This is a genomic window from Citrobacter sp. RHBSTW-00599 (genome assembly GCF_013784065.1).
GTDB lineage: Bacteria > Pseudomonadota > Gammaproteobacteria > Enterobacterales > Enterobacteriaceae > Citrobacter > Citrobacter braakii.
The window spans coordinates 3,647,123-3,672,016 of sequence record NZ_CP056717.1 but is presented as its reverse complement, the minus strand read 5'-3'; the positions used below and the strand labels follow the sequence as shown (position 1 = coordinate 3,672,016).

The 24,894-nt window shown below is 52.2% G+C and carries 24 protein-coding genes; 16 read left to right on the top strand and 8 right to left on the bottom strand.

Annotation, left to right across the window (positions count from 1 at the left end; all coding sequences use genetic code 11):
* Positions 1-24 precede the first annotated feature (24 nt).
* On the bottom strand, positions 25-981 hold the full coding sequence (gene fepB, locus HV243_RS18110; protein ID WP_149330245.1) for a Fe2+-enterobactin ABC transporter substrate-binding protein: 957 nt from the start codon (positions 979-981) through the stop codon (positions 25-27).
* 187 nt (positions 982-1,168) lie between these two features.
* On the opposite strand from fepB, the gene entC reads away from it, so the two are divergent.
* From entC to HV243_RS18075, 7 genes are all read left to right on the top strand, one after another.
* On the top strand, positions 1,169-2,344 hold the full coding sequence (gene entC, locus HV243_RS18105; RefSeq protein ID WP_016152197.1) for an isochorismate synthase EntC: 1,176 nt from the start codon (positions 1,169-1,171) through the stop codon (positions 2,342-2,344).
* A gap of 33 nt (positions 2,345-2,377) precedes the next feature.
* Complete coding sequence (gene entE, locus HV243_RS18100; protein ID WP_016155946.1) at positions 2,378-3,988, top strand: (2,3-dihydroxybenzoyl)adenylate synthase EntE; 1,611 nt, start codon at positions 2,378-2,380, stop codon at positions 3,986-3,988.
* A gap of 13 nt (positions 3,989-4,001) precedes the next feature.
* Positions 4,002-4,859 (top strand): isochorismatase, encoded by an 858-nt coding sequence (locus HV243_RS18095; RefSeq protein WP_016152199.1) that lies wholly within the window; start codon positions 4,002-4,004, stop codon positions 4,857-4,859.
* A complete protein-coding gene (gene entA / locus HV243_RS18090; protein WP_016155947.1) occupies positions 4,859-5,614 on the top strand; it encodes a 2,3-dihydro-2,3-dihydroxybenzoate dehydrogenase EntA in 756 nt (251 codons plus the stop codon). The genes HV243_RS18095 and entA overlap by 1 nt, the downstream gene beginning before the upstream one ends.
* A gap of 2 nt (positions 5,615-5,616) precedes the next feature.
* Positions 5,617-6,030 carry a proofreading thioesterase EntH gene (gene entH, locus HV243_RS18085; RefSeq protein ID WP_029139447.1) on the top strand — a complete coding sequence of 138 codons (414 nt, stop codon included), beginning with the start codon at positions 5,617-5,619 and terminating at the stop codon, positions 6,028-6,030.
* 184 nt (positions 6,031-6,214) lie between these two features.
* Positions 6,215-8,320 carry a pyruvate/proton symporter CstA gene (gene cstA / locus HV243_RS18080; RefSeq protein WP_053388571.1) on the top strand — a complete coding sequence of 702 codons (2,106 nt, stop codon included), beginning with the start codon at positions 6,215-6,217 and terminating at the stop codon, positions 8,318-8,320.
* 63 nt (positions 8,321-8,383) lie between these two features.
* A complete protein-coding gene (locus tag HV243_RS18075) occupies positions 8,384-8,581 on the top strand; it encodes a YbdD/YjiX family protein (protein WP_019076244.1) in 198 nt (65 codons plus the stop codon).
* A 103-nt stretch (positions 8,582-8,684) separates the two neighbouring features.
* Here the strand turns inward: HV243_RS18075 and HV243_RS18070 are convergent, their stop codons facing one another.
* Complete coding sequence (locus HV243_RS18070; protein ID WP_016155948.1) at positions 8,685-9,773, bottom strand: oxidoreductase; 1,089 nt, start codon at positions 9,771-9,773, stop codon at positions 8,685-8,687.
* A gap of 132 nt (positions 9,774-9,905) precedes the next feature.
* Between HV243_RS18070 and HV243_RS18065 the strand changes: the two genes are divergently transcribed.
* Positions 9,906-11,066, top strand: coding sequence for a pyridoxal phosphate-dependent aminotransferase (locus tag HV243_RS18065; protein ID WP_046275110.1), 1,161 nt, complete (start codon positions 9,906-9,908; stop codon positions 11,064-11,066).
* Here the strand turns inward: HV243_RS18065 and HV243_RS18060 are convergent, their stop codons facing one another.
* The 4 genes from HV243_RS18060 to dsbG form a co-directional block, all read right to left on the bottom strand.
* The gene (locus HV243_RS18060; RefSeq protein WP_046275109.1) at positions 11,067-11,684 is read right to left on the bottom strand and encodes a ParB/RepB/Spo0J family partition protein; all 618 of its coding nucleotides are present in this window, start codon (positions 11,682-11,684) and stop codon (positions 11,067-11,069) included. It abuts the gene before it with no gap.
* Positions 11,669-12,892, bottom strand: coding sequence for a phosphoadenosine phosphosulfate reductase (locus tag HV243_RS18055; protein ID WP_046275108.1), 1,224 nt, complete (start codon positions 12,890-12,892; stop codon positions 11,669-11,671). Before HV243_RS18055 ends, HV243_RS18060 begins: the two co-directional genes overlap by 16 nt.
* A gap of 149 nt (positions 12,893-13,041) precedes the next feature.
* Entirely contained in the window at positions 13,042-13,962 is a 921-nt protein-coding gene (locus tag HV243_RS18050; RefSeq protein WP_053388572.1) for a LysR family transcriptional regulator, read from the bottom strand.
* A 205-nt stretch (positions 13,963-14,167) separates the two neighbouring features.
* Entirely contained in the window at positions 14,168-14,914 is a 747-nt protein-coding gene (gene dsbG, locus HV243_RS18045) for a thiol:disulfide interchange protein DsbG (RefSeq protein WP_053388573.1), read from the bottom strand.
* A gap of 374 nt (positions 14,915-15,288) precedes the next feature.
* Between dsbG and ahpC the strand changes: the two genes are divergently transcribed.
* The 6 genes from ahpC to HV243_RS18015 all read left to right on the top strand — a co-directional run bounded on the left by ahpC (position 15,289) and on the right by HV243_RS18015 (position 21,945).
* On the top strand, positions 15,289-15,852 hold the full coding sequence (gene ahpC, locus HV243_RS18040; protein WP_004859485.1) for an alkyl hydroperoxide reductase subunit C: 564 nt from the start codon (positions 15,289-15,291) through the stop codon (positions 15,850-15,852).
* Between the two features lie 155 nt (positions 15,853-16,007).
* Positions 16,008-17,573 carry an alkyl hydroperoxide reductase subunit F gene (ahpF, locus tag HV243_RS18035; protein WP_016152210.1) on the top strand — a complete coding sequence of 522 codons (1,566 nt, stop codon included), beginning with the start codon at positions 16,008-16,010 and terminating at the stop codon, positions 17,571-17,573.
* Positions 17,574-17,796: 223 nt separating this feature from the next.
* On the top strand, positions 17,797-18,351 hold the full coding sequence (locus HV243_RS18030; RefSeq protein ID WP_053388574.1) for a molecular chaperone TorD family protein: 555 nt from the start codon (positions 17,797-17,799) through the stop codon (positions 18,349-18,351).
* A complete protein-coding gene (locus HV243_RS18025; protein ID WP_053388575.1) occupies positions 18,348-20,624 on the top strand; it encodes a molybdopterin-dependent oxidoreductase in 2,277 nt (758 codons plus the stop codon). Before HV243_RS18030 ends, HV243_RS18025 begins: the two co-directional genes overlap by 4 nt.
* Complete coding sequence (locus tag HV243_RS18020) at positions 20,621-21,178, top strand: 4Fe-4S dicluster domain-containing protein (RefSeq protein WP_049269768.1); 558 nt, start codon at positions 20,621-20,623, stop codon at positions 21,176-21,178. The genes HV243_RS18025 and HV243_RS18020 overlap by 4 nt, the downstream gene beginning before the upstream one ends.
* Positions 21,178-21,945: a DmsC/YnfH family molybdoenzyme membrane anchor subunit gene (locus HV243_RS18015; protein WP_053388576.1), complete on the top strand. Its 768-nt coding sequence runs from the start codon at positions 21,178-21,180 to the stop codon at positions 21,943-21,945. The genes HV243_RS18020 and HV243_RS18015 overlap by 1 nt, the downstream gene beginning before the upstream one ends.
* A 69-nt stretch (positions 21,946-22,014) precedes the next feature.
* Here HV243_RS18015 and uspG read toward each other — a convergent pair whose 3' ends face one another.
* Both uspG and rnk read right to left on the bottom strand, forming a co-directional pair.
* Positions 22,015-22,443 carry a universal stress protein UspG gene (gene uspG / locus HV243_RS18010; RefSeq protein WP_016152215.1) on the bottom strand — a complete coding sequence of 143 codons (429 nt, stop codon included), beginning with the start codon at positions 22,441-22,443 and terminating at the stop codon, positions 22,015-22,017.
* 187 nt (positions 22,444-22,630) lie between these two features.
* The gene (gene rnk, locus HV243_RS18005; RefSeq protein WP_005120853.1) at positions 22,631-23,041 is read right to left on the bottom strand and encodes a nucleoside diphosphate kinase regulator; all 411 of its coding nucleotides are present in this window, start codon (positions 23,039-23,041) and stop codon (positions 22,631-22,633) included.
* Between the two features lie 275 nt (positions 23,042-23,316).
* Between rnk and HV243_RS18000 the strand changes: the two genes are divergently transcribed.
* Complete coding sequence (locus HV243_RS18000; protein WP_053388577.1) at positions 23,317-24,147, top strand: alpha/beta hydrolase; 831 nt, start codon at positions 23,317-23,319, stop codon at positions 24,145-24,147.
* 96 nt (positions 24,148-24,243) lie between these two features.
* Positions 24,244-24,867 carry a flavin reductase family protein gene (locus HV243_RS17995; RefSeq protein ID WP_047359504.1) on the top strand — a complete coding sequence of 208 codons (624 nt, stop codon included), beginning with the start codon at positions 24,244-24,246 and terminating at the stop codon, positions 24,865-24,867.
* Positions 24,868-24,894: the final 27 nt, after the last annotated feature.

Genomic DNA, 24,894 nt, shown 5'->3' with positions numbered 1-24,894 from the left:
GTTAGCCGTATCCGGCGCTGGCGATTAAAAGAGAGCTGACAGACGTTGCAGCAGCAGGGTCGCGCTGTAGTAGTCGAGACGGAAGGTTTCCGTACCCAGGGCGTAAACACGTTTATTCTGCACGGCAGGCAGATGCGCCAGCAGCGGATTAGCATAAATGGCGTCGGCATCTTTGTTGTCGCCAGCGAACAGGAACAGCGCTTCGCCGTTCAGGCCAGCCGCCAGGTTCTCACCGCCAAGCTGGATGATATCGTGGCGTTTGCCCTGACTCTGGCTGGTGTGCAATCCGGCAGGCAGCGGTGCCAGGGTGAAACCTAACTGCTCCATCAGCTTGCCCTGCGCCGACTCAGGCGTCCACAGGTTGGCGCTGTGCGCTGCAGCGGTGTATACCAGCGCGCTGACCGGTTGCGGCGGCAGGGTAATACGCTGCTTTACCGCCTGCAGTTGCTTATCAAACTCGGCAATACGCGCAGCCGCCTGTTGCTCCTGACCGGTAATTTCACCTAACTGCTTCAGCAGCGCCTGCCAGCTTTTGTCGTCGTAATTAATGATTAGCGTTGGCGCAATGGTGGACAACTGATCGTATAGCGCGAGGGCTGAATCTCCCCCGGTGGCGCTGATCAGAATCAGATCCGGCATTTGCGCTGCCACGGCCTCAGCGCTCGGTTCGCCGATATACAGGCGGCTCAGTTTGCGCGCTTTTGCCACTTCGCTCCACTGGCGTAAAAAGCCCTGTGCATCGCCGATGCGATTGTTCGGTGTAGTGGCGCCACTGGCGATGACCGGGGCATCAATTGCCAGCAGCGAGCCGGTGAGGGTGACGCTGGTGGAGACAATTCGCTGCGGCTTATGTTCCAGCGTATGCGTACCACGACTGTCGGTAACCTGACGCGGCCAGTCGGCGGCATAACCTGAAGAAATTCCTGAAATAGACAAACCTGCCAGTAAGAGCACGGTGCGACAAAAAGAGGGGAGACTCACGAATCAGCATCCTGTTATCAGTATAAGTAATGCTTCTCATTTTCATTGTTAGTGGACAAGGATGCAAGCCAAAGTCGCACATTGTGCTGCCACAAGAGTTGACATACCGCCGCTTTGCTTTTAGGTTAGCGACCGAAAATATAAATGATAATCATTATTAGAGCTTTTATCATTTTTGGAGGATGATATGGAAACGTCACTGGCCGAGGAAAAAACGCAGACTATGCCGACGCTCGCTCCCGACAGTTTTTTCTTTATGTCGCCGTACCGTAGTTTTACGACGTCAGGATGCTTCGCCCGCTATGCGGAACCGGCAATTGATGGCGATTCGCCAGACAGCCCTTTCCAACAAAAAATGCATGCACTGTTTGCTGATGCCAAAGCGCAGGGTATCGCTAACCCCATCATGGTCGGGGCGATTCCTTTTGACACCCGCCAGCCGTCATCGCTGTTTATTCCCCAGTCATGGCAGACGTTCTCCCGAACGGCGAAGCAGCAATCATCTCGTTACTTTAACGCGCATCAGTCGCTGAACGTTGTTGAACGTAAATCGATCCCGGAACAGAACTTCTTTGAAGATATGGTCGCTCGCGCGGCTGCGCTGACGGCAACCCCTGAAGTCGACAAAGTGGTGTTGTCACGCCTGATCGATATCACCGCTGATGCCAATATTGACAGCGGGGCGCTGCTGGAGCGCCTGGTGGCGCAAAATCCGGCGAGCTACAACTTTCACGTTCCCCTTGAAGACGGTGGCGTATTGATTGGCGCCAGTCCGGAACTGCTGTTACGCAAAGAAGGCGATCGTTTCAGCTCATTACCGCTGGCAGGCTCGGCACGACGTCAACCGGACGATGTGCTGGACCGTGAGGCGGGCATCCGCCTGCTGGCGTCCGAAAAGGATCGCCATGAGCACGAACTGGTGACGCAGGCCATGAAAAATGTCCTGCGCGATCGCAGCCGTGAACTGCAACTCCCTTCTTCTCCGCAACTGGTCACCACGCCTACGCTCTGGCACCTCGGCACGCCGTTTGAGGGTAAAGCCAACGCGCAAGAAAACGCCCTGACGCTCGCGTGCCTGCTGCATCCGACGCCTGCGCTGAGCGGCTTCCCGCATCAGGTTGCGCGCAAACTTATCGCCGAGCTGGAGCCGTTCGATCGCGAACTGTTCGGTGGCATTGTCGGCTGGTGTGATGCCCAAGGCAACGGCGAATGGGTGGTGACGATCCGTTGTGCGAAGCTGCTGCGTAATCAGGTACGTTTCTTTGCCGGTGCCGGGATTGTTCCGGCTTCGTCCCCGGTTGCGGAATGGCGTGAAACGGGAGCCAAACTCTCCACGATGTTGAATGTTTTTGGACTGCATTAAGAGCCTTATTGACCAGGCCTCTAAGGAGCGATAATGAGTATTCCTTTCACCCGTTGGCCGGAGGAGTTTGCCCGCCGCTATCGTGAAAAAGGTTACTGGCAGGATTTGCCGCTGACCGACATTCTGACCCGTCACGCCGACAGCGACCATACGGCGGTGATCGATGGCGAACGCCACCTGAGCTATCGCCAACTGAATCAGGCCACTGACAATCTCGCCTGCAGCCTGCGCCGTCAGGGGATCAAACCCGGCGAAACCGCGCTGGTGCAACTGGGCAACGTGGCTGAGTTGTATATCACTTTCTTTGCGCTGCTCAAGCTGGGCGTAGCTCCGGTGCTGGCATTATTCAGCCATCAGCGTAACGAACTTAACGCCTATGCCAAACAGATTGAACCGGCGCTGCTGATTGCCGATCGTCAGCATGCGCTGTTTAGCGGGGACGATTTTCTTAACGCTTTTGTGGCTGAACACAATTCAGTGCGCGTGGTGCAACTGCGCAATGATGAAGGTGAACACAATCTGCAAACGGCGATAAGCCAGCCTGCGACTGATTTTTCCGCCACGCCATCGCCTGCTGATGAGGTGGCCTATTTCCAGCTTTCTGGTGGGACTACCGGGACGCCAAAGCTGATTCCTCGTACCCATAACGATTACTACTACAGCGTGCGTCGCAGCAATGAGATTTGCCGCTTCACCGGGGAAACGCGTTATTTATGCGCGATCCCGGCGGCGCATAACTACGCGATGAGTTCACCTGGCGCGTTGGGGGTATTCCTGGCTGGCGGCACCGTCGTGCTGGCGGCTGACCCGAGCGCCACCCTGTGCTTCCCTCTGATTGAACAGCATCAGGTTAACGTCACGGCGCTGGTGCCGCCAGCGGTGAGCCTGTGGCTGCAAGCAATTGCGGAGTGGGGGAGCAATGCGCAATTGGCTTCGCTGACGCTGCTACAGGTCGGTGGGGCACGGCTTTCCGCCTCGCTTGCGGCGCGTATTCCGGCGGAGATTGGCTGCCAGCTGCAGCAGGTCTTCGGCATGGCGGAAGGGCTGGTGAACTACACCCGTCTGGACGACAGCCCTGAACGCATCATCAATACCCAGGGCCGCCCGATGTGTCCCGATGATGAAGTCTGGGTAGCAGACGCTGACGGCAACCCTTTAGCCCAGGGAGAAACCGGGCGCCTGATGACGCGTGGCCCATACACCTTCCGCGGTTACTTCAAAAGTCCTGAGCACAATGCCAGCGCCTTTGACGCCAACGGTTTTTACTGCTCTGGCGATCTGATCGCCATCGATCGAGATGGCTACATCACCGTCCAGGGACGTGAGAAGGATCAGATCAACCGCGGTGGAGAGAAGATCGCTGCAGAAGAGATTGAAAACCTGCTGCTGCGCCACCCGATGGTGATCCATGCCGCGCTGGTCAGTATGGATGACGAACTGATGGGCGAGAAAAGCTGTGCCTGGTTGGTGGTAAAAGAGCCGCTGCGAGCGGTGCAGGTGCGTCGTTTTCTACGCGAACAGGGCGTAGCGGAATTTAAATTACCTGACCGCGTTGAGTGCGTTGAGTCGTTACCGCTGACTCCGGTTGGGAAAGTAGATAAAAAACAATTACGTCAGTGGCTGGCATCACGTTCACTGGCCTGAAGGAGAATAAGAGATGGCAATTCCTAAACTGCAGGCTTATGCGCTACCCACGGCGCTTGATGTTCCGGTGAACAAAGTGGACTGGGCGTTTGACCCCGAACGCGCCGCACTGCTGATCCACGACATGCAGGACTATTTTATCGGTTTTTGGGGCGATAACTGCCCGATGATGGAGCAGGTCGTCGCTAACATCGCCGCACTGCGTCAGTACTGCAAAGAGCATAACATTCCGGTGTATTACACCGCTCAGCCGAAAGAACAGAGTGATGAAGACCGCGCTCTGCTCAATGATATGTGGGGACCGGGACTGACGCGTTCGCCGGAACAGCAGAAAATCGTAGAGGCGCTGGCGCCGGATGAAGCGGATACCATTCTGGTGAAATGGCGTTACAGCGCATTTCATCGCTCTCCGCTGGAACAGATGCTTAAGGAGACCGGACGTAATCAACTGATCATTACCGGCGTGTATGCGCATATTGGCTGTATGACCACCGCAACAGACGCCTTTATGCGCGACATCAAGCCGTTTATGGTTGCCGATGCGTTGGCAGACTTTAGCCGTGACGAACATCTGATGTCGCTGAAATACGTGGCGGGACGCTCCGGGCGTGTGGTGATGACTCAGGAATTATTACCGACGCCGGTACCGGCCAGCAAAGATGCGTTACGCAGCATTATTCTGCCGCTGCTCGATGAGTCCGAAGAACCGATGGATGACGAAAACCTGATCGACTACGGACTGGATTCCGTGCGCATGATGGCGCTGGCGGCGCGCTGGCGTAAGGTTCATGGCGATATTGACTTCGTGATGCTGGCGAAAAACCCGACCATTGACGCCTGGTGGACGCTGCTCTCTCGCGAGGTGAAGTAATGTCTGGATTTGACTTCGCAGGGAAAACCGTCTGGGTAACCGGCGCGGGAAAAGGGATTGGCTACACCACGGCGCTGGCGTTTGTGAAAGCGGGTGCTGAGGTGACAGGATTCGATCGTGAATTTTCTCAGAATAACTACCCGTTTGCCACCGAAGTGCTGGATGTGGCAAATGCTGAACAGGTGGCTGAGGTGTGTCAGCGCGTCCTGCAAACGCGCGAGCGGTTGGATGTGTTGGTCAATGCGGCGGGTATTTTGCGTATGGGGGCCACCGATGCGCTGAGCATTGAGGAGTGGCAGCAGACGTTTGCGGTTAACGTTGGTGGGGCGTTCAATCTGTTTCAGCAGACGATGGCGCAGTTTCGTCGCCAGCAGGGCGGGGCAATCGTGACCGTCGCGTCGGATGCGGCGCACACGCCGCGTATCGGTATGAGCGCATACGGTGCGTCAAAAGCCGCGCTGAAAAACCTGGCACTGACTGTCGGACTTGAACTGGCAGGCAGCGGTGTGCGTTGCAATGTGGTTTCGCCAGGCTCGACCGACACCGACATGCAGCGTACGTTGTGGGTCAGCGATGACGCGGAGCAACAGCGCATTCGTGGGTTTGGCGAGCAGTTTAAGCTCGGCATTCCACTGGGAAAAATCGCTCGTCCACAGGAAATCGCTAACACGATTTTATTCCTCGCTTCCGATCTGGCGAGCCACATTACGCTTCAGGATATCGTGGTGGACGGCGGCTCCACGCTGGGGGCATGACGATGATCTGGAAACGTCATTTAACGCTGGATGAACTGAATGCCACCAGTCAGAACACGATGGTGGCGCATTTAGGCATGGTCTATACCCGACTGGGGGATGATGTGCTGGAAGCCGAAATGCCGGTGGATAGCCGGACGCATCAGCCGTTTGGTCTGCTGCACGGCGGCGCGTCGGCGGCCCTGGCGGAAACATTGGGTTCGATGGCGGGTTATCTGATGACTCGCGACGGGCAGTGTGTGGTGGGTACGGAACTGAACGCCACGCACCATCGGGCGGTTGCGCAGGGGAAAGTGCGCGGCGTTTGCCAGCCGCTGCACCTCGGGCGTCAGAGTCAAAGCTGGGAAATCGTCATCTTTGATGAGCAGGGACGACGCTGTTGCACCTGTCGTTTAGGCACTGCGGTGATGGGGTGAGTCGCCCGACAAAGTAAAATGAAATTGCAGGGTTAACGGCTAAATGAAGTGATCCAGTTAACAATGCAATGTAAATACTCAGTGATACTTCGGGTTTACATGGTTGTCAGGTTGTTAAATTCAGAAAAGATGTTATAGAAACAAAATGTAACATCTCTCTGACCAGGACAACGGAAAACCAAGTATGAATAAATCAGGGAAGTACCTCGTCTGGACAGTGCTCTCCGTTATGGGAGCATTTGCCCTCGGCTATATCGCATTAAATCGTGGCGAACAGATCAACGCGTTGTGGATAGTCGTGGCGTCGGTCTGTGTCTACCTTATCGCTTACCGTTTCTACGGCCTGTACATCGCGAAAAATGTACTGGCGCTGGACCCGACGCGTATGACGCCAGCTGTGCGTCATAACGATGGTCTGGACTATGTTCCTACCGATAAAAAAGTGCTGTTTGGCCACCATTTCGCGGCGATTGCTGGAGCGGGTCCATTAGTTGGACCGGTGCTGGCGGCGCAAATGGGCTATCTGCCGGGTATGATCTGGCTGCTTGCCGGGGTGGTACTGGCGGGGGCGGTGCAGGACTTTATGGTGCTGTTTGTTTCTACCCGTCGCGATGGTCGTTCCCTTGGCGAACTGGTGAAAGAAGAAATGGGCCCAACGGCGGGCGTCATTGCTCTGGTGGCCTGTTTTATGATCATGGTGATTATCCTCGCTGTACTGGCGATGATCGTCGTGAAAGCGCTGACCCACAGCCCGTGGGGAACCTACACCGTCGCCTTTACTATCCCGCTGGCGATCTTCATGGGGATTTATCTGCGTTATCTGCGCCCGGGCCGTATTGGTGAAGTGTCGGTCATCGGTCTGGTATTCCTGGTGTTTGCTATTATTTCCGGCGGCTGGGTGGCTGAAAGCCCGGCCTGGGCACCGTACTTTGACTTTACCGGCGTACAGTTGACCTGGATGCTGGTGGGATACGGCTTTGTCGCCGCCGTACTGCCGGTGTGGTTGCTGCTGGCGCCGCGTGATTATCTCTCTACCTTCCTGAAAATCGGTACCATTGTTGGTCTGGCGGTAGGGATTCTGATCATGCGTCCGACGCTGACCATGCCTGCGCTGACCAAGTTTGTTGACGGTACAGGCCCGGTCTGGAGCGGTAACCTGTTCCCGTTCCTGTTTATTACCATCGCCTGCGGTGCGGTCTCTGGTTTCCACGCGCTGATTGCCTCCGGCACCACGCCGAAGATGCTGGCGAATGAAGGTCAGGCCTGTTTTATTGGCTACGGCGGGATGCTGATGGAATCCTTTGTCGCCATTATGGCGCTGGTGGCGGCCTGCGTTATCGACCCGGGCGTCTACTTTGCGATGAACAGCCCGATGGCTGTACTGGCACCTGCCGGAACCACCGATGTGGTTGCGTCAGCGGCACAGGTTGTGAGCAGTTGGGGCTTTGTTATCACGCCTGATACGCTGCATCAGATTGCGAACGATGTCGGCGAACAATCCATTATCTCCCGCGCAGGCGGTGCGCCGACGCTGGCGGTGGGCATGGCGTATATTCTGCATGGTGCGCTGGGCGGCATGATGGATGTGGCGTTCTGGTATCACTTCGCCATTCTGTTTGAAGCCCTGTTTATTCTGACGGCGGTAGACGCCGGTACGCGCGCCGCACGCTTTATGCTGCAGGATCTGCTGGGCGTGGTGTCACCGGGTCTGAAACGTACTGATTCGCTGCCTGCGAACCTGCTGGCAACGGCGCTGTGCGTGCTGGCCTGGGGTTACTTCTTGCACCAGGGCGTGGTGGATCCATTGGGTGGTATTAATACCCTGTGGCCACTGTTTGGTATCGCCAACCAGATGCTGGCCGGTATGGCGTTGATGCTTTGCGCGGTGGTGCTGTTCAAGATGAAACGTCAACGCTACGCGTGGGTGGCGCTGGTGCCAACGGCCTGGCTGCTGATTTGTACCCTGACCGCCGGCTGGCAGAAAGCGTTTAGCCCGGATGCGAAAATTGGCTTCCTCGCCATCGCTAACAAGTTCCAGGCGATGATCGACAGCGGTAATATTCCGGCGCAGTACACTCAGTCGCAGCTGACGCAGTTGGTGTTTAACAACCGCCTGGATGCGGGTCTCACTATCTTCTTCATGGTAGTCGTTGTGGTGCTGGGTCTGTTCTCCATCAAAACTGCACTGGCAGCACTGAAAGAGGACAAACCTACTTCGAAAGAAACGCCATACGAACCGATGCCTGAGAATGTCGAAGAGATCGTGGCGCAGGCGAAAGGCGCGCACTAATATTCTCTTAACCAACGAGCCCTCTCCTGAATGGGGAGGGCGTTTGTTCGACAGGGAACCACTATGTTTGAAACGCTCTCTAAAGCCGGGAAGTATTTAGGTCAAACCGCCCGATTAATGATAGGTGTGCCGGATTACGACAACTATGTTGAGCATATGCGCGTCACGCATCCGGACCTGACACCAATGACCTACGAAGAATTTTTCCGCGAACGCCAGGATGCGCGCTACGGGGGGAAAGGCGGCGCGCGCTGCTGTTAATGCTCTTCATCATTCAAGCTGCAGGCGTGTTCACCCTGGTCACTTACTCTAGTAAGCACCAGGGGGGCGCTGCGTTGCCGCCATCAGGCATCCCACACCATAATCACACCGTAAACGATTCTACTTTTTCGAACGCTGCGCGCAGCGTCTGTGGCGTTAACGTTACCGGCAGCGCATGAATGGACTCCACCGGGCGCAGGGTGTGCGCAATCACGTTGTCGATTTCGGCGCGGTTGTTGATGTCCACGTCCAGTTGAGCCAACCGGGTTGGCAGGTTGAAGCGCTGATAGGCGGTAATTAACTGCGCCAGCACATCATCTTGTCCCAGCAGCGCGCTTTGCACCAGTATGCCGTACGCCACTTTGGTGCCATGTAAAAACTTCTCCGTTTGCGGGAGCACGGTCAGGCCATTATGTACCGAATGCGCCGCCGCCACGCGGGTGTAGCGCTCACCCAGACCGCCGACCATGCCGCCTCCGGCAATAATTGCATCCACTACATCGCAAAATGTGCGGCTTAACGTGCCTTGTTGCTTATCGACCAGCGCCTGCTCGCTGCTTTCCAACAGGACGTCGCGGATCGTCTGCGCAGCATGGATACCCAGACGTACGGTCAGAGGCAGGTTTTCCGGCTCAGGTGCGAGCACGACTGCCTCGTACCATTTCGCCAGCGTGTCGCCGATCCCCGCCAGTAAGTATTCTTCAGGCGCATTGAGAACGATCTCTGGCTCGACCAGCACGAGGAAATTGGCGTCAGCGAAAATTTCGAAATGCAGCGCCTGGCCTGCATCGTTGTACCAGACGGAGAGCGGTGTCCATGCGGCGCAGGTCGCTGCGATAGTAGGAATACCGACAAAAGGCAGACCCAGACGACGAGCCAGCGCTTTGGCCGTGTCGAGCAATGTCCCGCCGCCCACACCAATCACCACGCTGCGATTCTCTCCTGACTCTTTTGCCAGTTGAGTAACATCGGTTTCGCTGCAATGTCCCGTAAACAGCAGGTGCCTTGCATCGGCAAGATGAAATGCCTCAGGCAGATAAGGGCGGGCCGCGTCGATGGCGCGTTCACCGTAAACCCAGACGGCGCGTGAGAGTTGCTCAGCGGTGAAAAAATCGTTGAGTCTTGACAGGCTGCCGGGATGGGAAAAATAGTTGGCCGGGCCGGTGACGACGCGAATCTCGGTATTACTCATGTTGTGTTGTCCTTTTGGCTGTCCTGTCAATGCAGGTTATTTTTATATAGACGTCTGAACGTCTTGATTGCCAAATACTAGCATCGTGCTATAGTGGCTTCAACCACAACATCACACGCTGGGATAACAATAATGAGTAATAACCCGCTGATTCCGCAAAGCAAACTGCCTAATCTTGGCACCACTATCTTCACGCAAATGAGCGCGCTGGCGCAGCAGCATCAGGCCATTAACCTCTCGCAGGGATTTCCTGATTTTGACGGCCCACTTTTTTTGCAGGAACGCCTGGCGTATCACGTCGCGCATGGCGCAAACCAGTATGCGCCGATGACGGGCGTACAGCCGCTGCGTGAAGCCATTGCGGATAAAACCGCGCAGTTGTACGGCTATAAACCTGATGCGAATAGTGAAGTGACCGTGACGGCGGGGGCCACAGAAGCGCTGTTCGCCGCAATTACGGCGCTGGTGCGTCCTGGCGATGAGGTGATTTGTTTTGACCCGAGCTACGACAGCTATGCGCCCGCGGTCGAATTATCCGGCGGCGTAGTTAAACGTATCGCGCTGCAACCGCCGTCTTTTCGCGTCAACTGGCAGGAATTTAGCGCTGTACTCAGCGAACGTACCCGACTGGTGATCCTTAACACGCCGCACAACCCTTCCGCCACCGTATGGCATCACGCCGATTTTGATGCCCTGTGGCAGGCAATTAAAGAACGTGAGATCTTTGTCATTAGCGACGAAGTTTATGAGCACATTTGCTTCGCCGGACAGGGACATGCCAGCGTGCTGGCGCATTCACACCTGCGCGAACGCGCCGTTGCCGTTTCATCGTTTGGGAAGACCTACCATATGACCGGCTGGAAAGTCGGCTACTGCGTTGCGCCTGCCGCCATTAGCGCTGAATTACGCAAGGTACACCAGTATCTGACGTTCTCAGTTAATACGCCGGCTCAGCTGGCGCTGGCGGATATGCTGCGGGAGGATCCAACACACTATCGTGAGTTGCCAGCCTTTTATCAGAAAAAACGCGATGTGTTGGTGAACGCGCTGCGTGACAGCCGACTGGAAATTTTGCCGTGTGAAGGCACCTATTTTCTGCTGGTCGATTACAGTGCCGTCTCCACACTTAACGACGTTGAGTTTTGCCAGTGGCTGACCAAAGAAGTGGGCGTTGCCGCGATCCCGTTGTCGGTTTTCTGCGCCGATCCTTTCCCGCATAAGCTGATTCGCCTATGTTTTGCCAAGCAAGAATCGACGCTGCTGGCGGCAGCCGAACGTCTGGTTGCGCTGTAGTTATTTTACTGTCCAGGCTTTGGAGAAGCGACGGTCGGCAAATAACTCTTGCAGACCGTTAATTTGTTTCAGACGTAAAACCTCATCGTCGTCCATACCTAACTCTTTACTGATTTTCTCTGCGCTCCATCCCAGTAGTGATAATTCACGAACGATTTCCGACATGGCATGAATTTTATGCCGCCCACGGGCACGGTTATGACGAATTGTCGCTGCCATGCGTTCATGGCGTTCACGCTGTAAACAGGTGACCGGCAGGTAGCCATGCAGGCGTGATTTCAGCGACGGTTTGCTTTTACCTAGCTCATGACGGTGGAAACCATCGACAATTTCGTATTCTTCCGCCGTGGAGTGAACTACCACGATGGGCTGCGTGAATCCGTCTGCTTCGAGGGATTTCTGCAGCAGTTTTTTCTCCGGAGGCGCAACGTTATTGGGGTTATAGTCATTGGGTGAGATATGCTCGTTTTTAATCCATAGTACACAGTCTACTGGCTCTTCACGAAAAGGGCTGACGCTGTGGATAGCCATTCTGAATTGGTTGATTGCTTCAATTCGCTCTTCTTCTGACAGCCCAGAAAGAAAACCAGTGAGTTCTTGAGTTAGTCGGTGTTGCATAAGATTCCCCATTGCTGGCGTTTTATTTTCATGCGTTCATTATAACGTTGGTAGTTTTTGGGTTTTGTGGGGCTGAATGACAGCGCCCGGCACCAGTAGTCGTTATTCAGCAGGACTTTACAGATACGCCGCCACGACGGAATATCCGCTGAGCCAATATCTTTTTCCTGAGTTTGCGGGATATTGTCCATGCCCTTTTTCTTATACCACTGCAAATAGATGGCGATTTTATTGCGATAATGCTCAGCGGTCGTTTCCGGCATACTGTTGAGTAGCAGCATGGCGTATTCCTGCCAGTTTAAATGTTCGGGTTTCAATATTTTGCGGTGCCCGTAAAAATGGTTGTCGTGACCGGCATAAATTCCGCCACTTTTTACACCGCTGACACGGGCGCACATGGCTGCCCAGCGCTCGGGTTCAATGACGTGATATAGCCATAATCCCTGACGCTGTTCCGGGCCAAAGGGCTCACAAATACGCATGTAACGTGTTGGGACACCGGCCTGATACATGAGATTGTATAAGGGATTGCACGACATTCTGGTTTTTGCGAACCAGGTCCAGATATCGGCAGTTTTCCAGTCATAAATCGGGTAAATATACCAGGTATGCCCGCCGGGGGCGCTGGTGGTCCAGGGTTTATCATCGGCAAAGCGCTGCTTTTGCGAATTGGCAATGGCGACAAAACGATTATATGACTCATCGGCGCGGATCCCGACCATCATGCCGGCTGGACGTTTCTCTGAATACCAGTCAGCGAACTCGCGAACAAATTGTTCAAAGGTCATGCCGGGTTGATAGAAGGAGAAATACTCTGGATCGGTTATGGCATCCGTGGGAGGCTGGCGAACCCACGGAGTACCTGGTTCCCAACACTGCCATTCTGGCTGAAATTGAGAGAGGGAATTCTGGGTGGTGAGTGGTAAAGCCACCCAATAAAAGCGCTCGATGATATCGGAATAACGTGCACGAAGCGCCTCAACATAATCAATAGTGCAGGAAAACTGGGCTTCCCAGTCGATAAATAGTACGTCAATTTTTTTATGCAGTTGGCGTGCAAGCATAGCTGTCAGATGTAGCATCAGTCCTGAATCTTTCCCGCCGGAGAAAGAGACACAAACTCGAGGCAGAGTTTCCAGCGCCCAGGTTATGCGCTCCAGAGCGGCGTCCAGCACGTTTTGATCAAGCGGGATTTTATAAATAGACATATTAAACTCATATCAAAATTATTATTTAAAACAATAACAAATGCTGACAATAAGATATGCTAATTTTTTCCAGGTGCAACGTTTTAATACATTCATGGTTATTTTGAATTATGCTCATTCATAAATATTTAAAATGAATAGGTAAAGTTCTACTTGGTAGTTCTTTGATCATGTTTATCATTTATTTTATTAATTAAATTAACGAAGCCAGTATTGTTGAGTGATGCTCTGTTATACATCAAAAATAAATTTATTTTTGGTAAGGGAATATCGATACAGATCTCTTTTAAATTAAATGATCCGGTATATTGTTCGTAAATATCTCTTGGTAGCAGACCTATGATGTCCGTATTTGAAATAATGTTAATGATCGTTATTAATGAGTCGCTGCGGAAGCCAACATCTCGATTAGCCAGCAATGTGCTGGTTTGTTGCCAGTATTCCTTAACACCTGTATCTTCAGAAATAAGTTGCGTGAACTGTTCTTTTAATATTGTTTCAAGCGTACTTTCTCCATTAATTCTCGGATGATTTTTGTTGCAAACTAATATTGTTTCGACAGTTTTAAATGGCGAGCATATTATCGAGCGATTACTCACTGGAGCGGTAGCAATGACTAAATCTGCTTTTCTGTAAGCCAACAGATTTTCCGTACTTTCAGCAGTGATGAGTATGTTATGGTGCTCAATTTCGACATGCGATTCTTCTCTGACAAAATGAATAATTTCCTCGATGTTGATAATTGTTGGTAGTTGTGGACAGTAAATAATGAATTTTTTCTTCAGACTGGAGTTATTCATGATGTTTATTGTCTGCTCCAGACTGTTGAGATTTTTCTCAAGATGATGATGAAGGTTAATCCCCATAATCGTTGGTGTTATGCCTTTTCCGGAGCGGATAAACAGTGGGTCATTAAATTGTGTGCGTAGCCGTTGCAGTGACTGGCTAACGGCAGAGGGGGTGATATACAAAGTTTCGGCAGCTTTAGTGATACTCAAATGTTGATAAATACACTCAAAGATAACCAATAGATTGAGATCGAACTTTTTAAGGTCATAGAGGTTAGCCATACATACCTTCCTGTGATGGTCATGTTTTGAAAAATTTAATTCTGAAATATTTTAAGTTGTGAATATTCTTGTGGTTTATGTTTGTGTGCTTAATGAATTATTAATTTAAACTAAAAATAGCACATGTTGCGTAATTTTGACCAAAAAAGTTAATCTAAATGAGTGATTGACATGGGAATGATAACAACCACTCATTTTTTCACATTTATTTATTACCCATGATAATGTTTAATTTCTCCTTATCCGGTAAGCCGATTTCCTGTTGTAACGTATCGTCTTTACTCATGTAATAGATAGCCGGCGTGACGTTGGCGCCTAAATCATCCATCAACTTTTGATTGATATTCAATACCTTCATCTGCTCCGGTGAGACGGAGGTCGGGATTTGTAGCTTCATTTTCCCACCGGATGCCTCATAGTCATGCCAGGTCTTGGCCGGATCTTTTGCGGCCAGAATCGCTGCGGCGGTAGCCGGGCTTTCGGGTTTAATTACGCCAACCAGTAATGTGCGCAACTGAACTTTACCTGAGTCCACCCACGGGCGAGCCTGCTGCCAGAACTGTTTGCAATAGGGACAGAAGGGATCGGCAAACACATAGACAATGACTGGAGCCTCTTTTTTCCCGTCCAGAATCCAGGATGCTTTTTCCATTCGCTGCCACATTTCGCGCCCGGCAGGGGCGTAGATCTCTTTTTCTATCAGCGTATTACTAAGGTTTTCGCCTTTTTCGTTATACATATAACCGGAAATGGCGTGTTTGCCGTCAGGCGTAACATAGATAGTAACGCCCATATCCTGGTATTTTCCCAGGTAGCCCTTCATTCCACCCGGCGCGTCGAAGGGTTTCAGAATAGTAATGCCCTGTTTCTCAATAGCTTTAACGGGGGCAGGAAGTTCTTCGGCGTGCACTACGGCAGGAAGCAGGGTTAAGAGTAAGGTACGTTTAAACATTGATTTTCCTTATAAAATCAGAAGGAAAGGGGGCTAAGTTGCAAAACCTATCGCAGCCATAGGTAAGATCGACCGTCTGTCGATTGCCCTTTCTTGAGTGGGGTGATGTAATCCCAATCGCTGTTACGACCTTTGTTAAGGTAATGTAGAGCGCAACACATAGCCAGCCCTGCTGGCACTGACGTTACCTGCGGGTAGCTCGGGTAATGAGGCTCCCTGCAAAGGGGGCCTTTTTTACTTTTATCTTTAGGTTCACAACATGAGTTTGAGTGGGTTGTTAGTTAACGCTTATTGATTTGATAAAGGAAACGCATTAGCCCTGCGAAGAGATTTTCGTTAACTTATCTCTCAACGAAAACACGGAGGAAGTACAGATGTCTTTGATTAATACCAAAATTAAACCTTTCAAAAACCAGGCGTTCAAAAACGGTGAGTTCATCGAAGTAACCGAGAAAGATACCGAAGGTCGCTGGAGCGTCTTCTTCTTCTACCCGGCTGACTTTACTTTCGTTTGCCCGACCGAGCTGGGTGATGTGGCTGACCACTACGAAGAACTGCAGAAACTGGGCGTAGATGTCTATTCCGTATCTACTGACACCCACTTCACCCACAAAGCATGGCACAGCAGCTCTGACACCATCGCGAAAATCAAATACGCGATGATCGGTGACCCGACTGGCGCCCTGACCCGTAACTTCGACAACATGCGTGAAGATGAAGGTCTGGCTGACCGCGCAACCTTCGTTGTAGACCCGCAGGGTATCATCCAGGCAATCGAAGTTACCGCTGAAGGTATCGGCCGTGATGCGTCTGACCTGCTGCGTAAAATTAAAGCCGCACAGTACGTTGCCTCTCACCCAGGTGAAGTTTGCCCGGCGAAATGGAAAGAAGGCGAAGCGACTCTGGCTCCATCCTTAGATCTGGTCGGTAAGATTTAAGTCGCATAATTTGTAGGCCGGATAAACGCAGTGCATCCGGCCATTCCACAGGCGCAAGTTTGCGCCTGTTTCATTCCAGCACCATGACGCAAGTTGCATTAATGCAGTCCCGCAAAGTCGGCTTGCATGATGATGTTTTCAGAGAGGGAAGAAGAATGCTCGACACAAATATGAAAACCCAGCTCAAGGCTTATCTTGAGAAACTGACCAAACCTGTTGAGCTGATTGCTACGCTGGATGACAGCGCTAAATCGGCAGAAATCAAGGAACTGCTGACTGAAATTGCTGAACTGTCAGAAAAAGTCACCTTTAAAGAAGACAATACTCTGGCGGTACGCAAGCCATCGTTCCTGATTACCAATCCAGGTTCTCACCAGGGGCCGCGCTTTGCCGGTTCTCCGCTGGGCCATGAGTTTACCTCCCTGGTGCTGGCGCTGCTGTGGACCGGTGGTCATCCGTCAAAAGAGGCGCAGGCGTTGCTGGAGCAGATCCGCGATCTCGACGGTGATTTTGAGTTTGAAACCTATTATTCGCTTTCCTGTCATAACTGTCCGGACGTGGTACAGGCGCTGAACTTGATGTCGGTACTGAATCCACGCATCAAGCATACGGCGATTGACGGCGGTACATTCCAGAACGAAATTACCGATCGCAACGTGATGGGCGTTCCGGCGGTGTATATGAACGGCAAAGAGTTCGGTCAGGGGCGTATGACGCTGACTGAGATCGTGGCGAAAGTAGATAGCGGCGCAGAAAAACGTGCGGCACAAGAGCTGAACAAACGTGATGCTTATGACGTGCTGATTGTCGGTTCCGGTCCTGCGGGGGCGGCAGCGGCAGTGTACTCTGCACGTAAAGGTATTCGCACCGGTCTGATGGGCGAACGTTTTGGCGGTCAGGTTCTTGATACCGTTGATATTGAAAACTACATCTCGGTACCGAAAACCGAAGGCCAGAAACTGGCGGGCGCGCTGAAAGCACACGTTGATGACTATGATGTTGATGTGATCGACAGCCAGAGCGCAAGTAAACTGGTTCCGGCGGCGCAGGAAGGCGGTTTGCATCAGATTGAAACGGCATCCGGCGCGGTGCTCAAAGCACGCAGCATTATCATTGCCACCGGTGCGAAATGGCGCAACATGAACGTTCCGGGCGAAGATCAGTATCGCACCAAAGGCGTAACCTATTGCCCGCACTGCGATGGCCCGCTGTTCAAAGGCAAGCGCGTTGCGGTGATTGGTGGCGGCAACTCCGGTGTTGAAGCTGCTATTGACCTGGCAGGCATTGTTGAACATGTGACGCTGCTGGAGTTCGCACCTGAAATGAAAGCTGATCAGGTGCTGCAGAATAAGCTTCGCAGTCTGAAAAACGTCGATATTATTCTGAATGCGCAAACGACAGAAGTGAAAGGCGATGGCAGCAAAGTCACCGGCCTGGAGTATCGTGACCGCGTGAGTGGCGACGTTCACAGTGTGGAACTGGCGGGTATCTTTGTACAGATAGGTCTGCTGCCAAACACCAACTGGCTGGAAGGTGCCGTCGAGCGTAATCGCATGGGTGAAATCATCATCGATGCCAAGTGCGAAACCAGCGTGAAGGGGGTTTTCGCCGCTGGTGACTGCACCACCGTACCGTATAAGCAGATCATCATCGCGACCGGTGAAGGCGCGAAGGCCTCATTGAGTTCGTTTGATTATCTGATTCGCACGACAGTAGCATAAAAAAAGTAAGACACACCTGCAATGCCAAAACCGTCAGCCATCCGCTGGCGGTTTTTTATTTCCACGCTTTCAGATTGTCAATTCTTGAAACAATAAACCGCGTAACACATTTATTTAATGAGTCTGACCATTAGTTTCATCAAAGAAAGATGAGGCGTTTTCTTTATTATATCAACCTGTGTTACGTTTTCATTTGTTTTATGAATAAATGGTTGGTTAATTCATGGGTGAAATATATGAAACCCTGACGATCTTTGAATCGACAGGGTTATTGTTGCGTGATTTTTTTATTTCTCACGATAGTCACACGCTGAAAGCGGCTTATTCAGCTCTGGAAACACATGCCTCGACGCTTACAGAACAGGAGTGGTTGGACGCGGAGTACGACTTCAATGCGCTATTTGTTGGGCCACAGACGTTAAAGGCTGCGCCGTTCGCTTCGGTTTATCTCGAAGAAGATGCCCTCGTAATGGGTAAATCAACTTTGAGCATTCGGGAATTCATGGCAAATATAGGTTTATCTATAAACCACAAAAATAATATACCGGATGATCATATTTCATATGTATTGGAATTGGCGGTTTTATTATCGGCTAATGCCAGAACATCAGCTAAATACCAGGTCGCCTTCACTCGATATGTAAGTGAGTATATAGCGATGTGGGTGCCCGAGTATATCGAAAAAATAAATATAAATGCACAAACCGCCACGCTGAAAACCGTAGCGGGAAGGTTGTCTTCTTGGCTTAATGAATTAAACACGAGAGTATCAATATGAGTAATGAACCGGGAGTTCTGAACAGACGTTCATTTTTGAAAGGGTTAGTTGCCCTTGGAACCGTGGCTGCCCTGCCTGGGGGGTTGCTGACTTCACGCTGCGCATTGGCGCAACCGCCAATTCCGTTTAACCCTAAAACTTACAAAATTTCTCGCAACGCCTGTCCGCGTAACTGCTATGACACCTGTAGCCTGAAAACCTGGGTGAAGGATGACGTCATTACCTTTGTGGAAGGCGCGCCTGAGTCAACGTTTACGCATGGAACACCCTGTGTAAAAGGTCTGACTTATCCTCGCCGGGTGTATAGCCCGGATCGCATTAAATATCCGATGGTTCAGGATGTTCGCGGCAGCGGTAACTGGCGTCGTATCTCCTGGGACGAAGCAATGCAGCGCATTGCGACCAAGATGCTGGAGATTAAAAAGAAAGACGGCTCAATGCTGGGGCTGGCGCTGTCAAAATACTCAGGCAACCTTGGGGTGATGGGTTATGCCGTTGAAGGGATGATGTCTTCGCTGGGTTACACCACCCGTTTTGCCGGGACACCTTGCTGGCCAGCCGGTATCGACGCCCAGAACTATGATATGGGGGATATGTGGTGTAACGACCCGGAAGATTTTGTAAAAGCAAAATATATCATCATCTGGGGCGCGAATCCGGCCTGGTGCTCTATGCACACTATGAAATACATCTATCAGGCGCGGGAGAAAGGCGCAAAAGTTGTCGTTATCGATCCGCTGTTAACGCAGACCGCCGCGAAAGCCGATCTTTATTTACGTGTTCGCCCAGGCTCAGATGGCGCTCTGGCGCTGGGCATGGCGCGTCACCTGGTGGATAAAGGTTTAGTTGATCAGGATTTCGTCAATAACTATTCCCACGGATACCCGGAATTCGAAGCTTATCTGCGCAGCAGTGTGACCGTCGAGTGGGCCGCTGAAATTTGCGGTCTGTCGGCGGATGCCATTCGCCAGTTAGCGGAAGAGTTTACGGCGGTTAATCCTGCCACCGTGTGGATTGGCTACGGCATGCAGCGCCATGTTAACGGCGGCGCTAACGTACGGGCGATCGATGCCTTTGTGGCAATGACCGGCAATATTGGTATTGAGGGCGGCGGTGCCCGCTACGGTCATCTGCAGACATGGGGTTATAACTACCATGGAATGATGCAGAAGCCTCCTGCAGGTTCTGTCGGAATAAAAGGCGCAGGTGGTCCGGTGGGTGAGTTTGTCAGCGATAGCGGTGAGAAGAGCGAATACTCCGATCGTGCGCTGAATATCAACCAGACGGCGCAAGGGATTCTGGACGCCAGTGAACCACCGGTACGGATGCTGTGGGTGGCCTCTAAAAACCCGTTTGCTCAGGATTTCGACCGCAACAAGATGATCAAAGCGTTTGATAAACTGGAAATGGTGGTTTGTGTCGACCAGTTCTTCAACGAAACCGTCCAACATGCGGATATCGTGCTGCCTGTCACTACCACCTTTGAACAATGGGATGTCTCTTCGTCTTATTGGCACTACTGGTTATCCGTCAACGAGCCGGCTATCAAACCGCTGTATGAGTGCAAGAGCGATCCGGAAATCGCGGCGCTGCTGTCCAAAACCATCAATAAACTGGAACCCGGTTCATGTACCTTCCCGCAGGCGTTTGATGCTAAACGCTGGTTGGATCAGGAATTTAATGAGGGGATGGGGAAACAGTTTGGCATTGCGGGCTGGGATGACCTGCTGGAAGGACCACGCAAAGCAAAAATGGTCAGCACCGCGGCCTGGTACGATCGCAAGTTCAAAACGCCGTCAGGCAAGTACGAGTTCAAATCAGAACGTTGTGCGGAAAATGGTCACACGGCTTTGCCGGAATATAAAGCGGGTGCACACGGTGCGCTGCCGTTCCACCTGTTTACACCTCATCTTCAGTACGGTCTGCACTCGCAGTTTGTCAATCTGGACTGGATGCAGGTTTTCTGGCCAGAACCCTTTGTTTATATCCACCCGCTTGCTGCACAGAAAAAGGGCATCACTGAGGGCGCTCACGTCAAAGTCTTCAACGAGGTGGGCCATGTTGAGTTGCGAGCCAAAATTACCACTAATGTGCCGGAAGATTTTCTTGTGATGTACGAATCCTGGTTCAACAAGCTTAGTTACAACGTACAGAATGTGGTCAAAGATACGCCCGCCGATATGGGAAAAATGGCGACAGGCGCGCCCGGTGCGGCCATACACAGTCAATTTGTAGATATTACTCTGTCAGGAAATGAAGGAGCTGCGGCATGAGACGCGCGTTTTTAGTCAATAGCGATAAGTGCATCGGCTGCCGTGGCTGTGCGATGGCGTGTAAGAGTTTTAATCAGCTGGAGCCTGAACGTTTCTGGCGCTATGTCTACCCGCTGGATAAAGAAATTTACCCGCATGAGGAGCGAGCGTTCTACTCGCTGGCCTGTAACCATTGCGAAAATCCGGCCTGCCTGGCGGCTTGTCCGGTAGAGGCGTACACCAAACGCGAGGATGGTGTTGTGGTGCATAATCCGGAACGTTGTATCGGATGCAAAAACTGTATCCGCAATTGCCCATACGGTGCGCCGCGCTTTAATGAAGAGATGAAAAAAGCGGAAAAATGCAGCATGTGCTACGAGCGTCTCGATGTCGGTATGCAGCCGGCGTGCGTGAGTGCCTGCCCGGTAGGCGCCCTGACGCTTATCGATCTGGATGCCGATCCGATCCCCAACAATGCCGTACAGTATCCGCCGGGATTCCCACGTATGCCGCAGCTTAACCCTGGCACGCGTTTTATCCTCGCGCGTCAACCGAAGCAACCGGAGGGCAAGTAATGGAAAAGTATGAATTCCCTCTGGTTATTTTTACCGTATTGAGCCAGATGTCGGTTGGTATAACGCTCATTCTGACGTTGCGCACGCTGCAAGGGAAACTGGAAAGCAAGCGCCTGTACTGGCTGGTAAGCGGGCTGGTTCTGGCGGCTGCTTCCGTGGCGGCGGTATTGCACCTGGCGCATCCGGATCGCGCCTACAATGCCCTGATTAACCTCCAGCATGCCTGGCTGAGCCGTGAGATTCTCGGCGCAACTTTATACGGCGTGGCGGTGGGCGTGACGTTTTTGGCAAAAGGGCACAAAGCGCCGGCCGTTCTGGCCTCTGTTCTCGGGATCGCGCTGGTGGCGGTACAGGGGATGACCTATGCCGCCCCGGCGATGGTGGCGATCGCCAACGGTCTGACGATGCTGCTGTTCTTCATCACGGTGTGGGTTATGGGTTGTGCGGCGATTCCGCTGCTTAACCTCACGCCTGCCGTTGCCGCATTGCGTCAGGGGATTGTCGTTTGTATGGCGGTCATGATTGCCGCGCCCATTATCTGGCTAAGTGGTGGCACCATCATGCAGATGACGGCACATGCCTGGCTGACGTCGCCGCTTTATCTGGCAAGTCTGGTGTGTCTGGCGGTGGCCTTTGTCCTCAGCCGCCAGGGCGAGCGTCGTGCAAAAGCGCTCTTTGTCCTGCTGTTTGTTGGCGTATTCCTGGGTCGTCTGACGTTCTTTGGCGATACGGTTAGTACTATCGTGAATATCGGTCATTTGTACTGATCGTCAGGCAATAAAAACCCCTGTCAGGCATTAACCTGGCAGGGGTTTTCTTTAGCAAATTAGAGGCTATTAACGTACAACCAGCACTGGCAGAGTAGCGTGGCGAACAACGCTGGAAGCGTTTGAGCCGAGCAGATGAGTGCTGATTGATGGGTTGCGCGATCCAATGACGACCACATCCGCATTCAACTCTTCACCCAACTCGTTGACGACGTCACGTACGCTGCCAAAGCGGACGTGTTGTTTAATACGGGAAGGATCGATGCTGAAGTGACCGACCATCGTTTGCAGACGGGTTTCCGCTTCGTGTTGGAGATGCTCTTCAAAACGACGGACATCGGCTGCAAAGCGGTGCAGGCTTAAGCTTGCTGAGCCTGGCAGCACATGCAGCAGATGGATAACCCCGTTTTCCTGTGCCAGAAATTCTGCATGGCGAATAGCCTTGTCGCTCAGTTCCATTTCGAATACATCAACAGGCATTATGATTGTGTTGTACATAAACATTCTCCTTGTCATTACATGAACACATATCAGCATAGTATTAAAAATGATTCTGTCAGTCACGACACAGATTTATGTTTTGCGAACAGGAGATAAGGTGAGAGTCAGGAGCAGAGGACTAACCGGAAAGAGGATGCGGATGCATCCCCTGTAAGATAAAGCGAGTGGCTTTGATAAGACAGAGTTAGCGCAGGTAGTCGCCCGCAGCTTCAGGTTGGTACTCAAGCTCTATGACTTCGAGGTGTGTTGAGGTCCCGCCTGGTAGTTCCCAGTGAATGGTGTCGCCAACGCGCAGGCCCAGAAGTGCAGCGCCAACAGGTGCCATTACCGAAAGCTGTGTGCTGCTGTCAGTCATATTGGCCGGATACACCAGGGTACGCACACGGACTTCGCCATCACTCAGATTGCGGAATTTCACGCGGCTGTTCATGGTCACGACATCGTGCGGCATGGTTTCTGGTGAACACATTTGGGCACGATCCAGCTCGGCGTTCAGGGCGTCGGCAATCGGTAAACCAGCAAACGCAGGTTGCTCCAACAGGCGGTCAATGCGTTCCGCATCGAGGTCGTTAATGATGATAGTTGGTCTGGACATTTGTTACTCCATGTCGTCGATACTGCGGGTGCGCAGGTAAATAATCCCAAAAGAAAACCCTCACCGTCAGGCGGCAAGGGTTTAGCTTTTATGATGATACTGAGACTTACCCCTGGTTTGAAGTGATTTAGTTCACATTCAGGCAAATCATCAATATTGTTGCGTATGGTGTGATTTTAGCCGAAAAACGCGATCGTTCTCCAATTTGCATTATGCTTTTTAAGCGCTCGCTGCGGGCGCGTCAAACAACTCAGTGTTCCGCGACAGGAGATCTCATGAGCCAGTACGACAAACTTACCTTGAAAGACGGCAGCTATTTGCATTTTAAAGATTGGGGAAGTGGGCAGCCTATTGTCTTTAGCCATGGCTGGCCGCTGACGGCAGATGCGTTTGAAGATCAGATGCTGTTCCTTGGGTCGAAAGGATTTCGGGTGATCGCCCATGACAGGCGCGGGCATGGGCGTTCAGCCCAACCCTGGGATGGTCACAATATGGATCAGTATGCTGACGATCTGGCTGAACTTACCGCGCATCTCAATCTTAAAGATGCCGTACATGTCGGACACTCTACCGGGGGCGGGGAAGTGGCGAGGTACATTGGTCGCCATGGAACGCAGCGGGTAGCCAAAGCGGTGTTAATCGGCGCGGTGACGCCCATAATGATCAAGACCGACTTTAACCCAAATGGTGTGCCGAAAGAGGTGTTTGATGGCATCCGTGAGGGAGTGATAAACGATCGCGCTGCTTTCTTCTATGAACTGACCGCTGCATTTTATGGCTACAACCGCCCGGGCGTAAATGCGTCGAAAGCCGTTCGTGAAAGCTTTGTTGAACAGGGCTTACAAGGTTCCATCAAAGCGTTGTACGACTGTATTCACGCGTTTTCAGAAACTGACCTGCGTGAGGATCTCAAAAGGATGACTATCCCGACGCTGGTGATCCATGGTGATGACGATCAGATTGTCCCGTTTGAAACCTGCGGAAAGGTTGCGGCGGAAATACTGCCTGACGCGCAGTTGAAGGTGTATGTTGGCGGTTCGCATGGCATTTGCACTACCCATAAACAACAGATCAACGGCGATCTGCTCAACTTTATTCAATCGTAATCTTTAGCGGATTGTTCTACGCTGATCTTCTTTTTCCAGGGAGATGAGCGAAGCATAATTTGTGCTGCGCTGATGTTAACTTCAACAGAGAACGCTATGTATTTCTATCAACCATCACAAGGACACGGCTTACCGCATGACCCGCTGAATGCCATCATTGGACCGCGCCCTATTGGCTGGATTGCCTCCCGCGACAGCGATGGTCGGCATAACCTTGCACCGTACAGTTTCTTTAACTGCTTTAATTATCATCCGCCGATTATCGGTTTCGCCAGCAGCGGCTGGAAAGATAGCGTGCAGAATATTATCGACACCGGTGAGTTTGTCTGGAATCTGACGACTCTTGAGCTGGCCAGCGCGATGAACGAAACGTCAGCCAGCTTGCCTCACGGCGAGGATGAGTTTTTTGCCGCCGGGCTTAGCAAAGCAGATAGTCGGATAGTCAGCGTGCCGCGCGTGGCGCAAAGCCCGGTCAATTTTGAGTGTCGCTTATCGCAAAGTCTGCAACTGACCACCGCTGATGGTTCGCCTGTTGAAACCTGGCTGGTGCTGGGAGAAGTGGTGGGTATTCATATTGATGAAACGCTACTGGAAGGCGGCATCTACCAGACGGCGAAAGCAAAACCGGTACTGCGTGCGGGCGGGCCAACGGCGTATTATTCGATCAGTGAAACACACCGCTTTGATTTAATTCGCCCGGATGCCCGTTCAAAACGCTAACCATATGGACCGACGCCAGCTTGCCGC